Source organism: Thioalkalivibrio sulfidiphilus HL-EbGr7, from assembly GCF_000021985.1.
GTDB classification, from domain to species: Bacteria; Pseudomonadota; Gammaproteobacteria; order Ectothiorhodospirales; family Ectothiorhodospiraceae; genus Thioalkalivibrio_A; species Thioalkalivibrio_A sulfidiphilus.
In genome coordinates, this window is the sequence record NC_011901.1 from 2,790,716 (window position 1) to 2,811,802 (window position 21,087).

Consider the following 21,087-nt stretch of genomic DNA (forward strand, 5'->3'; position numbering starts at 1 on the left):
AGGGGCGAGAAACTCGGGTGTCCTTTCTTTGGTTACTTTCTTTGGACAAGCAAAGAAAGTAACCCGAGCCCCGCATCGCGGGGATCGGAAGCCTTTGACTTAAGCTCTAAGAAAAACCCACTGCGAATCAAAACAACCCGGATCTACGACCCGACAAAGACACCAGCGAAAGAATCACTCCGCCCGTTTCCCCAATGCCGCCTCTTCCATCTGATCAATACTGATGTGCCGCACATCCTTGCCCTTGACCAGATACACCACGTACTCGCACATGTTACGAGAGTGATCCCCGATGCGCTCCAGCGCGCGGATCGCCCAGATCACGTCCATGGCACGGCTGATGGTGCGCGGGTCTTCCATCATGAAGGTGATGCTCTGGCGCATGATGGCTTCGTAGTCGTTGTCGACGGCGGCATCGGAGCGGGCCACGGCGACGGCGGCTCCCACGTCCATGCGGGCGAAGGCGTCCAAAGCCTCGTGGACCATCTTGAGCACACGCTCGCCCAGGGCCACCACGTCGGCATACTGGTTCTTGGGACGGTCCTTCTCGGCCAGGTGTATGGCCATACGGGCCACGCGTTCGGCCTGGTCGCCGATGCGCTCCAGGTCGGTAATGGTCTTGATGACGGCGAGCAGGAAACGCAGGTCGGTGGCGGCGGGCTGGTGACGGGCCAGGATCTGGGAGCACTGCTCGTCGATAGCCACCTCGAAGCCGTTGACCTTCATGTCATTGGCCATGACTTCTTCGGCCAGCTTGGCATCGCCGCTGCCCAGGGCCAGGATGGCATTGCTGATCTGTTCCTCGACCAGCCCACCCATGGACAGCACCCGGTTGCGCACCGACTCCAGTTCCTCGTCGTATTTCTCCAGGTAGTGACCGCCAAGACGGGTTTTTTCCATGACACTATGCTCCGGGTGGAATCAAGATAACTGCTATCTGTCGCAGAGAAACATAATTTGACTGGATTTACATGATTTGCAGGATTAAATCAGAAGCGCTTGGAAAGACGTCTTTGAATCCTGTTAATCAGGTCATCCTGCCGAATGATTTCGATTTTTGCCACACTGCGACGTCTATCAAATCAGCCGTACCGGCCGGTGATGTAATCCTCGGTGGCCTTCTGGGCCGGGTTGGTGAACACCGTCAGGGTGTCGTCGAACTCGACCAGCTCGCCCAGGTACATGTAGGCGGTGTAGTCGGACACGCGAGCCGCCTGCTGCATGTTGTGGGTCACGATCAGGATGGTGTAGTTATCCTTGAGCTCGTCGATCAGCTCCTCGATCTTGGCCGTGGAGATAGGGTCCAGGGCGGAAGCCGGCTCGTCGAGCAGCAGCACCTCGGGCTCGATGGCGATGGCCCGGGCAATCACGAGACGCTGCTGCTGACCGCCGGACAGGCCGAAGGCGTTCTCGTGCAAACGGTCCTTGACCTCGTCCCAGAGGGCGGCGCCCTTCAGGGAACGCTCCACCACCTCGTCGAGCACCTTGCGATCCTTCACACCCTGCAGGCGCAGGCCGTAGGCGATGTTCTCGTAGATGCTCTTGGGGAAGGGGTTGGGCTTCTGGAACACCATGCCCACCCGGCGACGCAGTTCCGCCACATCGACACCGCGGGCATAGATGTCGTTGCCATCCAGCGCGATCTCACCTTCCACACGGCAGCTGTCGATCAGGTCATTCATGCGATTGAAGCAGCGCAGCAGCGTCGACTTGCCACAGCCGCTGGGCCCGATGAAGGCCGTCACACGCTTGCGCGGAATCTTCATGCTGACGTTCTTGAGCGCGATGTCGTTCCCGTAGTAGAGGTTCAGACCCTTCACCTCGATCGAGATGTCCTCGTTGTCGAGATTCAGCTTCTTGCGCTCGAGGCCTTCGAAGAGCTTGTTGCCCATGCTGTGGGTCATGGTGTTCTGCTGGCTCATGGAATTAGTCCCGTCCATATCTGTGATCTCTTTTGTGTCCGACAGGTTCGGTGATCAGTCGGATTCCGCGCGGTATTTCTCGCGCAGGTGGTTTCGGATGGTGATGGCCGTGAGGTTGAGCATCACGATCAGCAGCACCAGGATCAGGGCCGTGGCATAGACCAGCGCCTCGGCGGCCTCCGCATGGGGGCTCTGGAATCCGACATCGTAGATGTGGAAGCCCAGGTGCATGATCTTGCGCTCAAGATGCACGAAGGGGAAGTTGCCGTCGATGGGCAGGGTCGGCGCGAGCTTGACCACGCCCACCAGCATCAGCGGCGCCACCTCGCCGGCCGCCCGGGCGATGGCCAGGATCAGACCGGTCATCATGGCGGGGGTTGCAAGCGGCACCACCACCTTCCAGAGGGTCTCACCCTTGGTGGCGCCCAGGGCCAGTGAGCCCTGGCGGATGGTGGACGGGATGCGCGCCAGCCCCTCTTCTGTCGAGACGATCACCACCGGCAGGGTGAGCAGGGCGAGCGTCAGGGAGGCCCAGAACAGGCCCGGGGTGCCGAAGGTGGGTGCCGGCAGGGCCTCTGGATAGAAGATCCGGTCGATGCCCCCGCCCATGACGTAGACGAAGAATCCCAGACCGAACACGCCGAACACGATGGAGGGCACGCCCGCCAGGTTATACACGGAGATGCGGATGGTCCTGAGCAACGGCCCCTGCTTGGCATACTCGCGCAGGTAGATGGCCGCCAGCACGCCGAAGGGGGTCACGATGATGGACATCACCAGCACCATGGTCACGGTGCCGAAGATGGCCGGGAAGATGCCGCCCTCGGTGTTGGCCTCGCGGGGGTAGCCGAAGATGAAGTCGAAGAAGGTCTTGGCGTAGAAGACCACCTTCGAGGGGATCGACATGTTGTTGGGCTGCCAGGCCTTCACGATGCGATCCATGCGGATGGTCACCTCGCGGCCACCGGCCACGAGCATGACCAGGGAGTCCCGCTGGGCCTCGGCAATGAGCTTGTCCAGGCGCTCCTGCAGCACTGCGTATTCCTGATTCAGGGCCGCACGGCGTCCGGCGAAGTCCCGTTCCAGCTCAGGGGTCAGCGTATCGCGCAACTCGGCGCGACGCTGGTCCAGGCGCACCCGTTCGAGACGGAAGTTGATGTTGCCGATCTCGTGGCGCTCGATACGCCGGATCTCATCGAACAGGCTGGTGGTGCGCTTGATGCGTGCCTGCAACTCGTCCCAGACCGCCTCACCTTCAGCCACGACCACCGTGCCTTCCAGGATTCGCAGGGGCCGCCCGTAGAAATCACCCCACTCACGGCGCTCCAGCACGGCCATGTCCCGGGGATAACGCCACTCGCCCATGAAGTCGTCGATGTAGTACGAGAAGTCCCGCCCTGTCACGTCCCGGTTGCCGAGTTTGAAGAGGTGCCGTGTGGCCAGCAGCTGGGCCTGGGGCAACGGCACGCCGGCCTCACGCAGGGCCTGGCCGGTCAGGGTTTCGGAACGGCGCAGCTCGCCGATCACCTGGACGCGCTCCTGGCCCGGCATCTCGTAGCTGAACTCCACCACCGCGTGGGGCCAGAAATGCCCGAACCCCCGCACCAGGATCAGCGTCAGCAGGCCGAACACCATGATGATGCTGATGCTCACGGCACCGCCGTTCAGCCAGATCCAGGGAGAACCGCTCTTCCACCACTCTTTCATTGTCGTTCAGCCTCGAATCGGGTCCGGGATCACAGGGACGCGTAACGCTTGCGCAGCCGCTGGCGCACGAGTTCTGCCGCGGTGTTGAGCAGGAAGGTCAGCACCAGCAAGACCAGCGCGGAGAGGAACAGCACCCGGAAGTGGGTGGAGCCCACCGCGGTCTCGGGCAATTCCACGGCGATGTTGGCCGCGAGCGTACGCATGCCCTCGAACAGGTTGAAGTTCACGATAGGGCTGTTGCCCGAGGCCATGAGCACGATCATGGTCTCGCCCACCGCGCGGCCGAAGCCGATCATCACCGCCGAGAAGATGCCCGGGCTCGCCGTGGGCAGTACCACGCCCACCACCGTCTGCCAGGCGGTGGCGCCCAGGGCCAGGGAGCCCTGGGTCAGGTGCTTGGGCACGTTGAACACCGCATCCTCGGCAATGGAGAAGATGGTGGGGATCACGGCGAAGCCCATGGCCAGGCCCACGATCAGGGCGTTGCGCTGGTCGTAGGGAATGCCCACGTCGGTGAACCACTGGCGCATGGAGCCGCCAAAGAAGGCCAGTTCGATCCAGGGACTGGCGCTGACCGCGACCCAGCCCAGAATCAGCACGACCGGTACCAGCAGGGCCGCCTCCCAGCCCGGCGGCACGATGTGACGCAGATTGCTCGGCAACCGGGTCCAGGCGTAGCCGAAGACCAGCATGCCGAGCGGCAGCAGCACCAGCACGGTGACCAGGATGGGCAGGTTGTTCTCCACATAGGGCGCCAGCCAGATACCCGCCAGGAAGCCCAGGATCACGGTGGGCAGGGCCTCCATGAGTTCGATGGAGGGCTTGACGATGCGACGCATGGGACCGGCCATGAAGTAGGCCGTGTAGATGGCGCCCATGATGGCCAGCGGCGTGGCCAGCAGCATGGCGAACAGGGCCGCCTTCAGGGTGCCCACGGTCAGGGGCACCAGGGACAGCTTGGACTCGAAGGCGTCATCCGCCGAGGAGGACTGCCAGATGAACTCCGGCTGGCTGCGTCCCTCGTACCAGACGCGCCCCCACAGACCGCTCAGGGAGGTCTGGGGATGCGGGTTATCCACCGCCAGCACCCTGAGTACCTCGGATTCCTCGCTCTTCACCAGCACGGTCTGGTTGATGGGCGAGACGGCGATGCGGTTGATGGGCCGATCCGCAACCGGGATCATCTTCAGGGTCACGCTGGAAGTCGCATAGTGCAGACCCACGGTGCCGCTGGCATCACCGGCGAGGAAGCCCTTGCGGGTGTATTCCGGTTCGATGAAGGTGATGGCTCCCGGCTGGCTGCGGAAGCTGCGGATACGGGTCAGACGGGCCTCGTTGGTGGCCTCGTCCCGCACCAGGAACCACTGGTTGAGACTGCCATCGGAGCCGCCGACGATCAGGGAACGGGAGCCCACCAGGAACTCCGCGGCCGTGACCGTGACGCCTTCAGGCACCAGGGTGACGGTCTCCACCAGACGCGGGTTGTTCCTGTTGACGATGTCGAAGTGATACAGGACCCCCTGATCGTCGATGGCAAACAGGTCGCGCAGGGATTCGTTGACCAGCAGCTGGCGCACCGGGCGGGCGATGGCGGGCAACGCATAGTCCTCGCGGCTGACCTGCACGTCTCCGGTGAGCATGTTGCGGCGGGTCGCGTACAGGGCCATGGCGATGTCGCCTTCCCGGGTACCGGCCGCCACCACGTAACCACCCCGGCCTTCCATGACCGAGAGGGCGCTGTAATCACCTGCCTCGCGGTCTCCAATGCGAATCGCCGCCTCGCCCAGTGGGAAGCTGAGTTCCGGTGTCACCACCCGCACACCGTCCGGGAAACTCTGCACGTAATCCACCTTCAGCGGCAACACACTACCGTCGGAGAAGCCGTAGACGTACAGGCTGCGCCGGCTCTCTGAACGCCCGAAGGAGGTGACGGACTCACCCTCGGGCACGGCCACCGTCTCGCGAGACAGGATCTCGCCACTGTGCGGAGAGAAGAACGTGATGGTGCCGGAACTGGAGAAACGGCCACCAATATTTTCAAAGCGGTCCAGGGTCAGGTGGACCGTTGGTGCCGGCGACTCGTCACCGGGCACGGAAATCTCGGAAACCACTTCCATCGTCACCGGCTTGAGCAACGGGACGGTTTCGTAGAACAGATATACAAAGATCAGCGCGAGGGCGAAGATGACACCGATGCCTCCAGCGCCCACCCCATAGAGAGAGACACCGTCGCGGATGCCACGAATCTTGCGCAGCTTTTCGCGACGCTCGGCACTCGGCAGCAGCGAGGCGCGGGGTGCATGCTCTTCGGGCAGGATCGCGGACATGATCTGGTTCCTGAATGCGTTTTCGTGATGTCTTGACCGATCGAACTAAAAAACGGGCCCCGCCGCATCGGCGACGGGGCCCGCAGACTTCAGGCCCTGATCACTCCAGGCCCTTTTCCTTCATGAAGCGGGCAGCCACGGAGGCAGGCAGGGTCACGTAGCCGTCGCGGTGGACCACTTCCTGACCTTCCTTGGACAGCACCATGCGGAAGAACTCGCGCTCCAGCGGGGCCATGCCGGTGGTGGGGTTGGCGTTGGCGTAGACGTACAGGAAGCGGGCCAGCGGATAGTCACCGGAGACGGCGTTCTCGCCATTGGCCTCGGCGAACTGACCGCCGTGCTCCTTGGCAAGCGGAACCACGCGCACACCGGAGGTCTTGTAGCCGATACCGGAGTAGCCGATGCCGTTGATGGTCTGCTCCACACCGCGCACCACGGCGGAGGAACCGGGCTGCTCGTTGATGGTGGACTTGAAGTCACCGCCGCACAGGGCGTTTTCCTTGAAGAAGCCGTAGGTGCCGGACACGGCGTTGCGGCTGTACAGGGTGATGTCACGGTTGGCCCAGGCGCCGGTCAGACCCACCTGACCCCAGGTGGTGATGTCGTTGGCGTAACCGCAGGCGCGGGTGGCAGAGAAGATGGCGTCCACCTGGGGCAGGGACAGACCCTGGATCGGGTTGTCCTTGTTCACGTACACGGCAACCATGTCGATGGCCACCGGGATCTCGGTGGGGGCGTAGCCGTGGCGGTCCTCGAAGGTACGGATCTCAGAGGCACGCATGGCGCGGCTCATGGGGCCCAGGTTGGCGGTACCCTCAATCAGGGCCGGGGGCGCAGTGGAGGAGCCAGCACCCTGGATCTGGATGTTGACGTTGGGGTAGAACTTGGCGAACTCTTCCGCCCACAGGGTCATCATGTTGTTCAGGGTGTCAGAGCCGATGGAGCTCAGGTTGCCGGAGATACCGGCGACACGCTGGTAACCGGGCAGGTTGGGATCGACCTCGGCGAGCACGGCGCCGGAGGTCAGCAGGGTGGCGGCGATGCCGGCGGTGAAGACTTTTTTCAGACTCATGAGCATTTCCCTCAACTGGGTGGTTGGCGATCTCGTCGGGAGCCGATGGACTGATTCCCGTCCGTCAGGTCATGTCGACGGGACGCAGTATGGGGAGCTCGGGTGTCAAGTTTATGAACGGAATGTGACAATCTTGTGACAGGGCTGGCGCAGGACGGGCAATTCAAGATTCAATATTCAAAATTCAAAGGAAAAGCCAATGCCCACCCCTCGCCAAAAATCAGATAACCACATGATTTACCTTTGAATTTTTAATCTTGAATCTTGAATTGAGTGGTATCCCTTGCCTGTCATCGAACATGAAGTCGAGATCGACGCCGCCCCCGAGGCGGTGTTCGCGCTGATCAGCCGGGTGGAGGACTTCGCCCTGTACACCGACTCCGTGGAGGAGGTGATCCCCCTGGGGGAGGACCGCTACCGCTGGCAGGTGCGGGCCCTGGGCATGGCCATGAGCTTCGAGGTGGAGGTGACCGAATGCGTGCCTCACGAACACCTGGCCTGGCGCTCGGTCACCGGGGTGAGGAACCAGGGCAGCTACCGGCTCAGCGCCGTGGAAGGCGGTACCCGCATCACCCTGAGCCTGGAATACAGCCTGAAGAGCCGGCTCATGGAGAAGGCGGTCAACAAGGCCGCCACGCCCCTGGTGCGCAAGCTCAGCGAGGAGATCGTGGGGCGCGTGGAAGCGCGTTTGAAGTCGGAAGTGTGAATTGGGAAGTGCGAAGTGAACTCAAGCTCACCCCCTGCCTTAATGGGCAAGGAGAATGAAGCCGCAAATTCCCACTTCCTAATTCACATTTCTCACTTCCCCTGGCGCTCAACAAGCGCCGCCAGTGTCACCCCCTCCAGCCGCTCGCCCAGTGCCCGATCCAGCGCCTCCATGAGCGTGTCCACCGATTCGTCCTCCCCCCGGGGTCCCGGCACGGTGCTGTCGGCGCCGCGCACGGCGTCCAGGCAGGCCTTGAGGGTGATCTGGCCGGTGTCCCGGCCGGGGACGAAACTGACCGGGTCCTGACCGGCGGTGACCAGCAGGCCCGCCTTGCGCAGGGCGTCGGTGACCCGCTCCACGGCCTCCACGGGCATGTCCAGTTCATGGGCCAGGTCGTCCAGAGGCGTGGGGCCCCTGCCCTCGTGAAAACGCGTGCCGATGGATTTCATCACCCGCAGGGCCAGGCGCTCCTTCAGGGCGCTGGAGAGCTGCACCTGCCCGCGACGCACCAGCATGTACTCCGGATACTGGACGAAGAAGGCCACGTTGGCACCGATCAGCAGGATCAGCCAGCTCAGGTAGATCCAGATGAGCAGCATGATCATGATGGCGAAGCTGGAGTAGATGGCCGCGTAGCGGGTGGAGCCGGCCATCATGGCGGCGAAGATCCAGCCGGTGCTCTGCCAGAGCAGACCCGCCACCACGGCGCCCACCAGGGCGGGCAGGAGCTTCACCCGGGTATTGGGCACAAACACATAGACGAACATGAAGGCGCCCATGATCAGCAGGTAGGGCACCATGCGCCCGGCCAGCTGCACCGCCTCGCCCAGCAGCTGCACCTCCATGGCCTGCTGCATCACCGAGGTGGCCATGATGGAGGCGGTGATCCCCAGGGCCGAGACCACCAGCACCGGACCCACCAGGATCACGCTCAGATAATTGCTGAAACGCTGGGCCAGGCCCCGGGTGCCGTTGATGCGCCAGGTGTAGTTGAAGGCGCTCTCGATCTTCTGCACCAGCGCGATCACGGTATAGATAAGGAATATCAGGCCGATAAAGCCCAGCACGCCGACACGCATGTTATCCACAAAACCAATGACGTTTTCCGCCACCTCCACCCCCTGGGGACCCAGGGGCTCCAGGAGGCTGAGCAGCAGGGGCTCCAGCTGGTTGTGAGCCCCGAAGGCCTTGAGCACGGAAAACGACAGGGCCAGCAGGGGCACCATGGACAGCAATGTGGTGTAGACCAGGCTCATGGCCCGCAGGGTGAGCTGCCCCTCGGTGACCTCCCGGCCGATGCCCCAGGCGATGCGCAGGGCACCGATCAGGGGGCGCTTCCAGCGCGGCAGGCTGCGCAGGTCCCGGTATTCCAGCACGGCCCGCATGCGGACCTGGATGTCATTGAGGGTCATGGGCCGGCCTCCGTGCGTTTGCGGTAGAGGTGCATCAGGCCGATCAGGCTGATGCCGATCCAGAAGATCTGCAGGATCATGGTGGAGAGATTGAAGTCGAACACCAGGGACACGATGATCAGCGACGAACCACACAGGTTGAACAGCAGGTAGGGCAGGTCATGGAAGCCCCAGCGCCCGATCTGCAGGCGGAAATAGGCGAACACCACCATGGCCACGCCGATGTTGCCGATCAGGTCCGTGACGCTGTAGTTCATGGGCCCTCCCCCGGTCTCCTGAATAACATCATCGTCTCACCCCGGAAATCCCACACGTCCAGGGTGCAAATGCGTCACCCCGGAACACAGTGTGCCACAGCCTGCAGGGGCAGGCGCCCGCGCCCATGTCCTGTGGATGCAGCGCCACGCGGCCTGCTAGACTCATTGATTCAGCCAAGCTGCGCGGCTGAACGGAACCCGGACCCCATTCCGGCGTCGAAAAACCGGCCCGCCTCCCGGCGGTCTGAGAATAAAACTGATACACAGTCGGAGGAATCACTCACATGTCCATCAAGCGTCGTGATTTTCTGAAAGGTACCGCCGCGGCCGCCGGTGCCGCCATCGTCGGTGCCCCGCCATCGTCAAGGCCCAGGAGCGCTTCAACTGGCGCATGACCACCACCTGGCCCGCCGGTCTGCCCTTCTTCCAGGCCGGCCCCGGCAGCGCCACCGACTTCGCCCGCCGGGTGGAGGAGATGTCCAACGGCCGCATCCGCATCCGCGTGTACTCCGCCGGTGAGCTGGTACCCGCCTTCGAGGGCTTCGATGCCGCCTCCGCCGGCCGCCAGGTGCAGCTCAACCACGGCTGCGCCTACTACTGGGCCAACAAGTCCTTCGCCGCCCAGTACTTCACCACCGTGCCCTTCGGCATGACCTTCCAGGGCCACAACGCCTGGCTCAACGAGGGCGGCGGCTACGAGCTGTATGAAGAGGTGTACCGTCCCTTCAACCTGGTGCCCCTGGTGGTGGGCTGCACCGGCGTGCAGCCGGTGGGCTGGTTCCGCCGCCCGGTGGAGAGCCTGGCCGACTTCCGCGGCCTGAACATCCGCATGCCCGGCCTGGCCGGTGACATCTACCGGGCCATCGGCGCCAACCCCCGCCTGCTGCCCGGTGGTGAGCTGTTCGCCGCCCTGGAGCGTGGTGCCATCGACGCCGTGGAATGGGTGGGCCCCTACTCCGACCGTGAGCTGGGTCTGCACAACGCCGCCAAGAACTACTACTCCTCCGGCTGGCACGAGCCCGCCACCAGCACCGAGGTGGTGGTCAACCGGGCCGCCTGGGACTCCCTGCCCAACGACCTCAAGGCCATCATGCGCAACTGCGCCGCGGCCTGTAACATCACCTCCCACACCACCCTGGAGGCCCGCAACGCGGACGCCCTGGACGACCTCATCAACAACCATGGCGTGAACTTCCGCCCGCTGCCCGATGACGTCATCAAGGCCCTGCTGGAGGCCACCAAGGACATCCTCACCACCCAGGCCAACCGGGATCCGCTGGTGAAGAAGGTCCACGAGAGCTACTTCAAGTTCAAGGCCAAGCACGACCGCTGGCAGGCCAACTCGGAGACCATGTTCCAGACCCAGATCCGCGACCTGGGCCGGGAAATCCTGAGCTGAGCCATTCCCTAAACCCTTGGCAACCGGGGCGGGCGTCACCGCCCGCCCCGGTCGGGGAATTCCATGTTACGACTGACACTGGGCCTTGAACGGGGCCTGAACTGGATCACGAGTTTCTCCGGCTGGATCTCGGGCATTGCCATGGTGCTGATGATCCTGCTCATCTTCTCCAACATGTTCGCCCGCTATGCCCTGGGCATGGGCGCCATGTGGTTGCAGGAACTGGAGTGGTACCTGCTGTCCCTGTCGGTGATGACCGGCATCTCCTACGCCATGCGCTACGACGAACACGTGCGGGTGGACATCTTCTCTCACAACTTCAGCCGCGTCGGGAAACTGTGGCTCGACCTGCTCACCATGGTGCTGGTCGCCCTGCCCGTCTCCGCGCTGATGATCTTCTACGGCTGGGACTACATGATGGTCTCCTACACCCGCAACGAGGGCTCGCCCAACCCCGGCGGCATGCCCTGGCTGTTCCTGCCCAAGATGATGATCCTCATCGGCTTCGTGCTGATCATCGCCGAGGCCCTGCGCCAGGCCCTGCGCGCTGCGCGCAAGCTGGTGTTCCATTACCGCACGCCGTCCCGCAACGACAAGGAGAATCCGCGCCATGCCGCTTGAGTACATCGCCCTGATGATGGTGGTGGCCTTCTTCGTGCTGGTACTGACCGGCATGCCGGTGGCCTTCGCCATCGCCGCGGTAGGCTTCGTGTTCGGCTTCATCGGTTTCGACGGCTGGCTGTTCGAGCTGCTGCCCTCACGCATCTTCGGCACCATCACCAACTACACCCTGCTGGCCATCCCGCTGTTCGTGTTCATGGGGGTGATGCTGGACAAGACCCGGGTAGCGGAACGCATGCTGGATGTGATCGGTCATGCCGCCGGCGGCCTGCCCGGCGGCATGGCCCTGGCGGTGATCCTGGTGGGCGTGCTGATGGGCGCGGCCACGGGCATCGTGGGCGCGGCCATCGTCACCCTCACCCTCATGGCCCTGCCCACCCTGCTGCGACGCGGCTACAAGAAGTCCGTGGCCTGCGGCACCATCTGCGCCTCGGGAACGCTCGGCCAGATCATTCCGCCCAGCCTGGTGCTGCTGGTACTGGCGGACACCATGAACCTGTCCGTCGGCAGCCTGTTCGCCGCCGCCCTGATCCCCGGCCTGATGCTCGCCGGCCTGTACGTGGTCTACCTGCTGGCCCTGGCCTGGTGGAATTCCGCCGACGTGCCCGCCATCGACGCCGAGGAGCGGGCCCAGGTGAGCACGGTGCAGTTGCTGAAGGACCTGGTCACCTCGGTGCTGCCGCCGCTCGCCCTGGTGCTGGCGGTGCTCGGCTCCATCATCGGCGGCATCGCCGCCCCCACCGAGGCCGCCGCCGTGGGTGCCGTGGGCGCCGTGGTGGTGGCCGCCCTGATGGGCCGCCTGGAACGCAAGACCTTCATCGAGGCGGTGATGGTCTCGGTGCGCATCACCGCCATGGTGTTCTTCGTGCTGATCGCCTCCCAGGTATTCGCCCTGGCCTTCCGGGGCCTGGACGGCGAGTTCCTGATCGAGGCCATGGTGGACTTCGTGCCCGGCGGCCCCATGGGCACCCTGCTGTTCATGATGCTGCTGATCTTCCTGCTGGGTTTCTTCCTGGAGTGGATCCAGATCACCTTCATCGTGGTGCCCCTGTTCCTGCCCTTCCTGGCCGGGGTACCGGAGTTCTCCATGGTGTGGATCGCGATCCTGATCGCCATGAACCTGCAGACCTCCTTCCTCACGCCCCCCTTCGGCTGGTCACTGATCTTCATGAAGGGGGTGGCGCCGAAAGGCATCACCACCGCGCACATCTACAAGGGCGCCGTGCCCTTCGTGATCATCCAGATCGTCGCCCTGGGCCTGATCATCCTGTTCCCGGCCATCACCCTGTGGCTGCCGCAGGCCATTGGCTGGTGAGTTGAAGGCAATTCAACATTCAAAGTTCAAAATTCAACGGGGGAGGCCGCGATTACCCTTTGAATTTTGAATTTTGAATTCGCCCCTCAAATATCCAGGAAGAACAGCACCGTGGTGATGGCGCCCACCACCACGATGCCGTTGCGCAGCAGTTGCGGCGGGATGGCCCGGCCGATCCAGGCGCCGACGATGCCGCCCACGGTGGCGGCGATGGCCATGGGCACGGTCTCGGGCCAGGAGATCACCCCGCCGGCGGCGTAGATCAGCACCGCGATCAGGGTCAGCACCGCCGAGAGCAGGTTCTTCAGGCCGTTGGCCACGTTCAGATCCTTCACCCCCAGCAGGCGGAACATGGCCAGCATGACGATGCCCATGCCGCCGTTGAAATAACCGCCGTAGCCGCATACACCCACGATCCCCAGCTTCCCCCAGAAACCACCCCTGCCCGCCGAGGCGCGGCGGGACAGCAGGGCGTGGATGCGTGAGCCGAAGGCGAACAGCAGGGTGGCGAACAACAGCAGCCACGGCACGATCACCCGGAAGGCCTCGTTGGAGGTGAACAGGAGCAGGGTCGCGCCCAGCGCCCCGCCCAGGGTGCCCAGCACCACCACAGCCGTTACCGACAGGCCGATGCCCGGCGCACGGATCAGGTCCCGGTAGCTCCAGGCACTGGCCAGATACCCGGGCAACAGCGCCGCCGTGCCCGTGGCATTGGCCGCCACCGGCGGCACGCCCGTGAACACCAGGGCAGGCAGGGTCAGAAAACTGCCGCCGCCCGCCAGCGCGTTGATGGCGCCGGCCACCAGGGCGGCGAGAGAGATGACGAGGATATTGAGCGGATCTAACGGCATGTGGACAGGGGCACGTGGGAAATCGCTAAGGATACCCTGTCATGGCTGCTTGCGGGGGCTGTGATGTTTTAGCCACAGAGGGCACAGAGGACACAGAGAAAAAACTCATTTCTCTCGCGAAGACGCAAAGTCGCGAAGTAAACAAAAGATCATTTAAAAAGTTCTCTTTGCGGCTTCGCGTCTTTGCGAGAGACCCATGTTTTGCCGTTTGGTTTTTTCTCTGTGACCTCTGTGTCCTCTGTGGCTAAACGCCTTCAAGCACCCTCAAACCCACAGACTCACGAACACCCCCACCAGCAGCGCCATGAAGACGATGCCCACGGTCTCCCAGCGACCCAGGCCCGCCTCCAGACGCGCCGCGCCTTGACGGGTGCGGCGCCAGGCCAGGCGCAGGCGGGCACGGGCGGGGCCGTCACCGGCGGTCTGCCAGAGGCGGGGCGCGGACCGGACGGTGCGTGCCAGCCAGCGTGCCAGGCCTTCCACCGGCAACAGCACATCCCCCTCCGGCACCTGCGGCACCCGCCGGCCACGCCAGGCCAGCAGACCCGCCAGGGACAGCACAACGCCCAGGGACAAGGGCCAGATCAGGGACCAGGCCGGACCCGCCTGCCCCACCCAGACCCAGGGCAGGACCAGGGCCGCGAATGACAACACCAGCCAGGGCATCCACATCTGCCAGGGCAGGTGGCCCGGCCTGGCTGCGCCCTTGATCCACAGACACCACAGGAAACGGGCCATGAGCAGGGTGGTGCCCACGGCGGCCAGGGTCAGCAGCGACTCCACCGTGCCTGCCCAGGCCGGGAGCGCCTCATACAGGGGGGACTTGAGCGACTGCTTGGCCAGGGCCCCGCTGGTCCAGGGCAGTCCGGCCAGGGCCAGGGCGGGCAAGGCCAGCACCGCCAGGACCCAGGGCGCACGATTGCGCTCCACGATGCCGACGCCGAGGAACAGCGCGCCCTTGGCAAGCCCGTGGTGCAGGGCATAGAGCACCACCGCCGCCAGCAGCAGGTCGCCGAGATCGGGCAGCAGGAAGATCAGTCCCACGCCGCAGATCATCAAACCCATCTGGCTGATGCTGGAGTAGGCCAGGATGGTCTTGGGGCGGCTTTGGAGCACACCCACCAGCGCGGCGAGGAAGGCGCCCGCAAGCCCCAGTGTCACCAGCAACCAGCCCATGGCCTCCCAACCGGGCCCCTCCAGCTGCAACAGGCGCAGCCAGCCCAGCAGGCCCGCCTTGATCATGGCCCCGGAGAGCACCGCGCTGGCCGGCGTGGGCGCCGCCGGGTGGGCCAGGGGCAGCCACACGTGCAGGGGGATCAGACCCGCCTTGATCCCGAAGCCGATGAGCAGCAGGGCGGCCGTGACGGGTTGCAGGGGCGTGGCCGCCATCAGGCTGAAGTGGTAGCCGCCTGCCGCGGAGACATGCAGCACCAGGCCCGCGAACAGCAGCAGCTCGCCGACCACCGCCATGATCAGGTAGATGCGTCCGGCGCGATAGACCGCGTCGCCCCCGGCATGCACCACCAGCCCGTAGGAGGACAGGCTCATCAGCGCGAAGAACAGGTAAAAACCCATGGCATCGGCGGCCAGCACCAGGCCCAGGTTGCCGGACATGGCCAGCAGGAAGAACAGGTGGTACCTGGACGTGTGGTCCTGGCCACGCAGGTAACCCAGACCATAGAGACCAGCCGCCCCCCACAGCAGGGTGGTCAACAGCAGGAATACCCGCCCGGTGGCATCCAGCTGCAGGTCCATGCCCATGATCAGCCAGGAGTAGCTGGCGTGGCTGCCATCCGGCAGGAACAGGACCACGGCGAGCCCGGGCAGCACCGCCAGCGGCGTCAGCCATTGCAGCCGGGTCATGCCCCGCCACGGCACCAGCGCCGCCAGCAGCAGGGGCAGCAAGGGCACGGCGAGCAGCAGCGCGGCGGTCACAGGCCACCCCCCGTGGGCGCGTACTCACGCTCCACGATCAGGCTCACCCAGTCCAGGGGACTGTAGGGCATGCCCGCCAGCACCCCGGCCGCCACGGCGACGGCCGCGACGAACAGGGTCGGACCCAGCAGCATCCAGTGGGTCTCGAAGCGATGATGTTTCATGTGCTCGTCGTGCCAGGGTTCCTCGCGCCGGCCGAACCAGCCGCGGATCACCGGCGGCAGGAAGTAGGCGGCGTTGAGCAGGCTGCTCACCACCAGGGCCGCGAGCACCCAGTGCTGCTCCATCTGCAGGGCACCGAGCCCCAGGTACCACTTGCTGATGAACCCGGCCAGCGGCGGCGCACCGATCATGCCCAGGGCGCCGAGGGTGAAGGCCAGCATGGTCAGCGGCATGCGCCGCCCCACCCCCTTGAGCTCACTGACCTTGTGGATGTGCAGGGTCTCGGCGAAGTTGCCGGCGCAGAAGAACAGGGTGATCTTCATCAGCCCCTGGTGCACCAGGTGCACCAGGCCGCCCACCGCCCCGAGAGGACCGGCGAGCGCCACCCCCAGCACGATGTAGGAGACCTGGCTGACGGTGGAAAACGCCAGCCGGCGCTTGATGTCATCGGCGAACAGGGCGCGCACGGAACCGTAGACGATGGTGATCACCGCGAGCGCCATGAGCGGCAGATCGAGCCCCAGCTCCAGCACCAGGGTGAGACCGTAGACGTCATCCACCACGCGCACGATGCCGAAGGCGCCGGCCTTGACCACCGCCACCGCGTGCAGCAAGGCGCTCACCGGCGCCGGCGCCACCATGGCCCGGGGCAGCCAGCTGTGCAGCGGCACCAGCGCCGCCTTCACCCCGAAACCCGCCACCAGCATGGCGAAGATGAGCTTCAGCTGGGTCGGGAATTCCTGCTCAAGACCCATGAGATAGCCGCCGGGTTTGAAGTCCCCGGAGCCGGCCAGCAGCGCCAGCCAGACCATGGCAGCCAGCAGCAGCGCGCCGCCGGCCAGGGTGTAGGCGAGATAGATTCGCCCGGCGCGCAGGGACTGGGCGGTGCCCCGGTGCACCACCAGGGGCCAGGTGGCCAGTGTCAGGATCTCGTAAAAGATCAGGAAGGTGATGAGGTTGCCGGAGAAGGCAATGCCCACCGTGGCGCTCACGCACAGGCTGAAAAAACCGAAGAAGCGGCTGCGGTTGGGAGAGCCCTCCAGGTAACCCACCGCGTAGATGGTGGTCACGAACCAGAGCAGCGAGGACAGGGTGGCGAACAGCAGCGACAGGGAATCTGCCGCCAGCACCAGTTCCACGCCGGGCAGCAACACCGCCCGCAGTTCGTAAACATCACCCCGCTGCACCCCCAGCAGCAGGTATCCGACCAGGATCAGTTTCAGACCCGCGCCACCCAGGTTGAGCGCCGTGCGCAGGCCATGGCTCTCCTCGCGCAGGAAGAAGATCAGCAGCCCCGGCACCAGGGAGCTCATCAGGATGAAGATCAGCAACCAGGACGAGTTCATGTCTGGCCTCCATGCAACGCCAGGAGCTCAAGGCTGGCAGCACCGGCAAACCCCAGGGCCACGGAGACCAGGGCCAGCACCAGGGTCGACCAGACCATCACGGCCGGCACCGGGCGGTGATCCGGGTCTACCGGACCGCGCCCGAAGGCATGGCCCAGCACACGGAAGACGTAGCCCCCGGCCAGCAAGCCGCCGGCCAGCACCAGCGATGCCCAGCCCCAGGCATGCCCCTGCAGCGCCGCATCCACGAGCAGCCACTTGGCAATGAAGCCGCCGGTGAGCGGCAGTCCCACCAGGCTCGCACCGGCGATGCCGAAGGCAAACACGGTCACCGGTTCCTTGCGCATCACGGCGCCCAGTTGCGCCAGCCGGTCGTGTCCGGCGGCCTGCTGCAGGCTGCCGGCGGCCAGGAACACCGTGGCCTTGGCGCAGGCATGGGCCAGGGCGAAGAACACCACCGCCTGCCAGGCCCCGGGCGTTACCGCCATGAGCGGAAACACCAGGAACAGGTAACCCAGCTGCGCCACGGTGGAATAGGCCACCACCTGCTTGAGCCGCGCCGCGCGCAGGGCCAGTACCGAACCCCACAACAGGGCACCGGCCCCCAGCGCCCCCATGAACAGCTCAAAGCCCGGCACGGTGAGCGCGGGAAACACGTCCAGCCACAGGCGCAGAATGAGATAGAAGGAGGCCTTCACCACCAGCGCCGAGAGCACCGCGCTGACCGGTGCCGGCGCGCTGCCGTGGGCCGGCGGCAGCCAGACGTGCAGGGGAAACAGGGCCGTCTTCATCAACAGCCCCACGGTCATGAGCACGGCCGCCAGGCGCGAGACCTTGTCCGGTTCCATGGCCGCGCCCAGGGCCGCCAGGTCCAGCACCCCGTAGCCGCCATAGAGCAGCGCCACGCCCATGAGATAGGCCAGCGAGCCTAGCAGGCTCACCAGCAGGTAGCGCATGGCCGCACCCAGGGCCGCCGCGCCCCCCGAGAGCGCGGTGAGCGCCACCGCCGCGAGCCCCACCAGCTCCAGGGTCACGTAGATGTTGAACACGTCCCCGGAGAGAAACAGGGCATTCATGGACGCCCAGAGCCACAGCCACAGGGTCCAGAACTTGCCGCGCGTCTGCGAGCTGTGCAGGTACCCCAGGGCATAGATGCTGACAGCGAGCCCGACCACGGCGGTCATGGCGAGCATCAGCGCGGCGAGCCCGTCCAGGGACAGGGCGATGCCGAGGGGCACATCCCAGCCGCCGAGACCCGCGCGCACCGGCCCCTCGTGCCAGACAGCCATCACCGCGCCGGCCACGGCCAGCGCGGTGAGCAGGGAAAACACCAGACCCAGCACAGGTCCCAGCCGGGGCAGCAGCCCGGCCAGGAGCGCGCCCACCAGCGGCACGGCCACCGCCCAGGCGGCCCAGTCGAGTCCCGTGGCGAACATCACGCTGGATCGTCCCCGTTGCGCTCAGGCAGATAGGCCCGCCCGGTGACCGCCTTCACCCGCAGGATCAGGGCCAGGGCGAAGGCCGTGGCGCTCACCGCGACGACAATACCGGTGAGCACCAGGGCATGGGGCACGGCGTCCGGCTGTGCCCCACCCCGGGCCGCCAGTGCCAGCAGCACCATGAACACCCCGGAACCCATGACGTTCAGGGCCAGCACCTTGAGGACCAGGTGACGGCGCACCACCAGGGCGTAGAGGCCCAGGGCGAACAGCGCGGCGCCGCCGATGAGGTAGAGAGGGATCAATTGCGAAGTAAGAATTTGGAAGTGGGAAGAAAGGTCCACAACCCCGAAACCGCAGGGTCATGAATTTGCTTTCGTGAAGTCATCTCAGTTCGCAAACCGTTATTCACTTCGCACCTCCAAATTCACATTTCGCCCTTCATTTCCCACATCCCAATTCCCACTTCTCACTTTTCAGGCGCCCCGCCCAGAAACAAGGCCACCAGGGTCAGCGCAATGGACACCGTGGCCGCCGTCTCGATGAGCAGAATGAACACGTAGGCCTGCCCCGGCGCATAGCCCATGAACCCGAATCCGAGCAGCAGGCCCGCAACTCCCACGGCGAGAAACAGCACGGCGCCGACCGCCAGACCTAGACGCAGCAGGGGCGGTGGCGGGGCGGGCAGGTCCCGGGGCCGGGACAACACCCACAGCACCCCGGCCGCGCCCAGCACCGCCCCCGCCTGGAAGGCGCCGCCCGGGGCGTGACTGCCGGCCCACAGCAGGTACACGCCGATCACCACCGCCACGGGGACCAGCAGGCGAATGGTGCCGGGCATCACCGGGCCGGGCACCGGACGGGCCGGCAGGGGCGTGTGCCGCCCCAGGGACCAGGCACCCAGTACCGCCAGCAGCAGCACACCCAGTTCCAGGAAGGTGTCGTAGGCGCGGAAGTTGAGCAGTACGGCGGTCACCGGGTGGTCCACGCCAGAGACGTGCATGTGTTCACTGACCGGCGCGCGCAGACCGGCGTTATCCGGCAGGGGCAGGAGCACGGCGGCGAGCAGCCCGCCGATGAGCAGCGCGAACACGCCGCAAGCCAGGGACGCGGCTCGGGTCACGAGCCCTTCTCCCGCCCGGTTTCAGGGTCTGCAGGCCGCTTCAGCCGACCGAGCGTCACCAGCAGCAGCGCCCCGGTCACCCCCGCGCCGATGGCCGCCTCCGCAAGGGCGATGTCGGGTGCCTTCAGGCGCACCCAGGCCACGGCCAGCAGCAGCCCGAAGGCGATGAACAGCACCACCGCCCGGAACAGTTCCCCTTCCCGGTGCGCCAGCACGCGCCAGGCCACCCACACCAGGGTGAGCAGCAGCACGGCGTCGAAGGCCCACAGCCAGGCGCTCACGACCGGTCTTCCCCATCCAGCCGGGTCCAGGCCCGCTGGGCCACCAGGTGACAGGCCGCCGCCCCGGCCACCAACACCAGGGCCCAGACCAGCACCAGTTTGAACATGGGCGCCAGGGCATCGGCACGGATCAGCAGGCCCAGCACCACCAGACCCAGACCCAGGTTGTCCGCCTTGGTGAGCGCGTGCAGCCGGGTGTAGACATCGGGGAAGCGCAACAGGCCCGCCGTGCCGGCGGCGAAGAACACCAGGCCCGCGGCGATGAGCAGGATGCTGAGCACATCAATCATTTCCGGTCTCCCGCCCGCCCCGCTGGCGCACGAAGGCCACCGTGGCCACCGCCGCGAGCAGCGCGAACACCAGGGCCACATCCACCAGCGCCGGCATGGCCAGGGCCTCGCCAAGCAGCAGCAGGATGGCCACGCCGGTGGTGCCGAACAGCTGTGCCGCGAGCATGCGATCGCTGTCGGTGGGCCCGCGCAGCACACGCACCATGCCCGCGGCGATGGTGATCAGCAGGAACAGGGCCGAGGCCAGCAGGAATCCGCTCATGCGGCCCCTCCCGGCCTTGGTGCCATGATGAACACCCGGGTGATGTGACCTTCCAGGTCCGACAGGGAAGTCTCGATCGGCAGCCGGGTATCCAGTACGTGCACCGTGAGCAGACGCCCCTCCAGGCGCACGCTCAGGGTGCCGGGCAACAGGCTGATGACCGCCATGAAGAAGGTGAGCGCCGCACCGTGGGGCAGCTCGGTGGTGTAGGAGACGAAGCCGGGCTTGAGCGGCATGGCGGGCGACAGGGCCCGGCGCGCCACGTCCACGCCGCCGGCCACCGAGGCGCTCAGGAAATACACGGCGAAACCCGGCAGCGCCGAGAGACTCAGGCGGAAGGGTCGGCCCAGGGGCAGGAACAGGGTGGAGACGGCCGCGCCCAGGATCGCGAGCCAGGCCAGGGGCGAGAGCAGCGAGGCATGGCCTGCCAGCACCCACCACAGCAGCGCCGCCAGCACCAGGGTGATGGCAAAGCGCCTCGCCCGTGCCGCGCGCCGACTCAAACGTCCTGTGGAGAGGGTATCCATAGATTGATTAAGCGTAACAGAGCCCGTCAGGGGTGCGTCAGCCGCCAGGACCGGCAACCCCGAAAGGCGATCCTCTCACGGGGACACGGAGACACGGTGGAAAGGCATATGAATGACAACCCTGCCCCCTGAT

At 65.4% G+C, this 21,087-nt stretch carries 19 protein-coding genes and 2 pseudogenes; 5 read left to right on the forward strand and 16 right to left on the reverse strand.

Annotated features, from left to right (window positions below; genetic code table 11):
* Window positions 1-174 precede the first annotated feature (174 nt).
* The 5 genes from phoU to TGR7_RS13340 form a co-directional block, all read right to left on the reverse strand.
* A complete protein-coding gene (phoU, locus tag TGR7_RS13320) occupies window positions 175-900 on the reverse strand; it encodes a phosphate signaling complex protein PhoU (protein ID WP_012639199.1) in 726 nt (241 codons plus the stop codon).
* Window positions 901-1,082: 182 nt separating this feature from the next.
* Complete coding sequence (pstB, locus tag TGR7_RS13325) at window positions 1,083-1,940, reverse strand: phosphate ABC transporter ATP-binding protein PstB (RefSeq protein ID WP_012639200.1); 858 nt, start codon at window positions 1,938-1,940, stop codon at window positions 1,083-1,085.
* Window positions 1,941-1,976: 36 nt separating this feature from the next.
* Window positions 1,977-3,629: a phosphate ABC transporter permease PstA gene (pstA, locus tag TGR7_RS13330; RefSeq protein WP_012639201.1), complete on the reverse strand. Its 1,653-nt coding sequence runs from the start codon at window positions 3,627-3,629 to the stop codon at window positions 1,977-1,979.
* 29 nt (window positions 3,630-3,658) lie between these two features.
* Complete coding sequence (locus tag TGR7_RS13335; RefSeq protein WP_012639202.1) at window positions 3,659-5,956, reverse strand: ABC transporter permease subunit; 2,298 nt, start codon at window positions 5,954-5,956, stop codon at window positions 3,659-3,661.
* 100 nt (window positions 5,957-6,056) lie between these two features.
* Entirely contained in the window at window positions 6,057-7,028 is a 972-nt protein-coding gene (locus tag TGR7_RS13340) for a PstS family phosphate ABC transporter substrate-binding protein (RefSeq protein ID WP_012639203.1), read from the reverse strand.
* A gap of 283 nt (window positions 7,029-7,311) precedes the next feature.
* Between TGR7_RS13340 and TGR7_RS13345 the strand changes: the two genes are divergently transcribed.
* Window positions 7,312-7,734 (forward strand): SRPBCC family protein, encoded by a 423-nt coding sequence (locus tag TGR7_RS13345; RefSeq protein WP_012639204.1) that lies wholly within the window; start codon window positions 7,312-7,314, stop codon window positions 7,732-7,734.
* Window positions 7,735-7,826: 92 nt separating this feature from the next.
* Here TGR7_RS13345 and TGR7_RS13350 read toward each other — a convergent pair whose 3' ends face one another.
* Both TGR7_RS13350 and TGR7_RS13355 read right to left on the reverse strand, forming a co-directional pair.
* Window positions 7,827-9,146 carry a YhjD/YihY/BrkB family envelope integrity protein gene (locus TGR7_RS13350; protein ID WP_012639205.1) on the reverse strand — a complete coding sequence of 440 codons (1,320 nt, stop codon included), beginning with the start codon at window positions 9,144-9,146 and terminating at the stop codon, window positions 7,827-7,829.
* Window positions 9,143-9,403 (reverse strand): CBU_0592 family membrane protein, encoded by a 261-nt coding sequence (locus TGR7_RS13355; protein ID WP_012639206.1) that lies wholly within the window; start codon window positions 9,401-9,403, stop codon window positions 9,143-9,145. The genes TGR7_RS13350 and TGR7_RS13355 overlap by 4 nt, the downstream gene beginning before the upstream one ends.
* 284 nt (window positions 9,404-9,687) lie before the next feature.
* Here TGR7_RS13355 and TGR7_RS17815 point away from each other — a divergent pair, with 284 nt between their 5' ends.
* The 4 genes from TGR7_RS17815 (at window position 9,688) to TGR7_RS13370 (ending at window position 12,738) form a co-directional block, all read left to right on the forward strand.
* Window positions 9,688-9,798, forward strand: a complete 111-nt coding sequence (locus TGR7_RS17815) for a twin-arginine translocation signal domain-containing protein (RefSeq protein WP_245522988.1) — start codon at window positions 9,688-9,690, stop codon at window positions 9,796-9,798.
* Window positions 9,795-10,802: a TRAP transporter substrate-binding protein gene (locus TGR7_RS13360; RefSeq protein ID WP_012639207.1), complete on the forward strand. Its 1,008-nt coding sequence runs from the start codon at window positions 9,795-9,797 to the stop codon at window positions 10,800-10,802. The genes TGR7_RS17815 and TGR7_RS13360 overlap by 4 nt, the downstream gene beginning before the upstream one ends.
* Window positions 10,803-10,865: 63 nt before the next feature.
* A complete protein-coding gene (locus TGR7_RS13365; protein ID WP_012639208.1) occupies window positions 10,866-11,423 on the forward strand; it encodes a TRAP transporter small permease subunit in 558 nt (185 codons plus the stop codon).
* Window positions 11,413-12,738 (forward strand): TRAP transporter large permease, encoded by a 1,326-nt coding sequence (locus tag TGR7_RS13370; RefSeq protein ID WP_012639209.1) that lies wholly within the window; start codon window positions 11,413-11,415, stop codon window positions 12,736-12,738. The genes TGR7_RS13365 and TGR7_RS13370 overlap by 11 nt, the downstream gene beginning before the upstream one ends.
* 86 nt (window positions 12,739-12,824) lie before the next feature.
* On the opposite strand, the gene TGR7_RS13375 is transcribed toward TGR7_RS13370, so the two are convergent.
* The 9 genes and pseudogenes from TGR7_RS13375 to TGR7_RS13420 form a co-directional block, all read right to left on the reverse strand.
* On the reverse strand, window positions 12,825-13,589 hold the full coding sequence (locus TGR7_RS13375; RefSeq protein ID WP_012639210.1) for a sulfite exporter TauE/SafE family protein: 765 nt from the start codon (window positions 13,587-13,589) through the stop codon (window positions 12,825-12,827).
* 264 nt (window positions 13,590-13,853) lie between these two features.
* Window positions 13,854-15,524 carry a complex I subunit 5 family protein gene (locus tag TGR7_RS13380; protein WP_012639211.1) on the reverse strand — a complete coding sequence of 557 codons (1,671 nt, stop codon included), beginning with the start codon at window positions 15,522-15,524 and terminating at the stop codon, window positions 13,854-13,856.
* Window positions 15,521-17,032 (reverse strand): complex I subunit 5 family protein, encoded by a 1,512-nt coding sequence (locus tag TGR7_RS13385; RefSeq protein ID WP_012639212.1) that lies wholly within the window; start codon window positions 17,030-17,032, stop codon window positions 15,521-15,523. The genes TGR7_RS13380 and TGR7_RS13385 overlap by 4 nt, the downstream gene beginning before the upstream one ends.
* Entirely contained in the window at window positions 17,029-18,468 is a 1,440-nt protein-coding gene (locus TGR7_RS13390; protein ID WP_012639213.1) for a complex I subunit 5 family protein, read from the reverse strand. The genes TGR7_RS13385 and TGR7_RS13390 overlap by 4 nt, the downstream gene beginning before the upstream one ends.
* A 2-nt stretch (window positions 18,469-18,470) precedes the next feature.
* Window positions 18,471-18,791 (reverse strand): annotated as a pseudogene (locus TGR7_RS13395) (NADH-quinone oxidoreductase subunit K); the annotation flags it as partial.
* Between the two features lie 149 nt (window positions 18,792-18,940).
* Window positions 18,941-19,875 (reverse strand): annotated as a pseudogene (locus TGR7_RS13400) (hydrogenase subunit MbhD domain-containing protein).
* Window positions 19,872-20,165, reverse strand: coding sequence for a cation:proton antiporter (locus TGR7_RS13410; RefSeq protein WP_012639217.1), 294 nt, complete (start codon window positions 20,163-20,165; stop codon window positions 19,872-19,874). The pseudogene TGR7_RS13400 and the gene TGR7_RS13410 overlap by 4 nt, the downstream one beginning before the upstream one ends.
* Entirely contained in the window at window positions 20,158-20,427 is a 270-nt protein-coding gene (locus TGR7_RS13415; RefSeq protein WP_012639218.1) for an MrpF/PhaF family protein, read from the reverse strand. The genes TGR7_RS13410 and TGR7_RS13415 overlap by 8 nt, the downstream gene beginning before the upstream one ends.
* Complete coding sequence (locus tag TGR7_RS13420) at window positions 20,424-20,954, reverse strand: Na+/H+ antiporter subunit E (protein WP_012639219.1); 531 nt, start codon at window positions 20,952-20,954, stop codon at window positions 20,424-20,426. Before TGR7_RS13420 ends, TGR7_RS13415 begins: the two co-directional genes overlap by 4 nt.
* Window positions 20,955-21,087 lie beyond the last annotated feature (133 nt).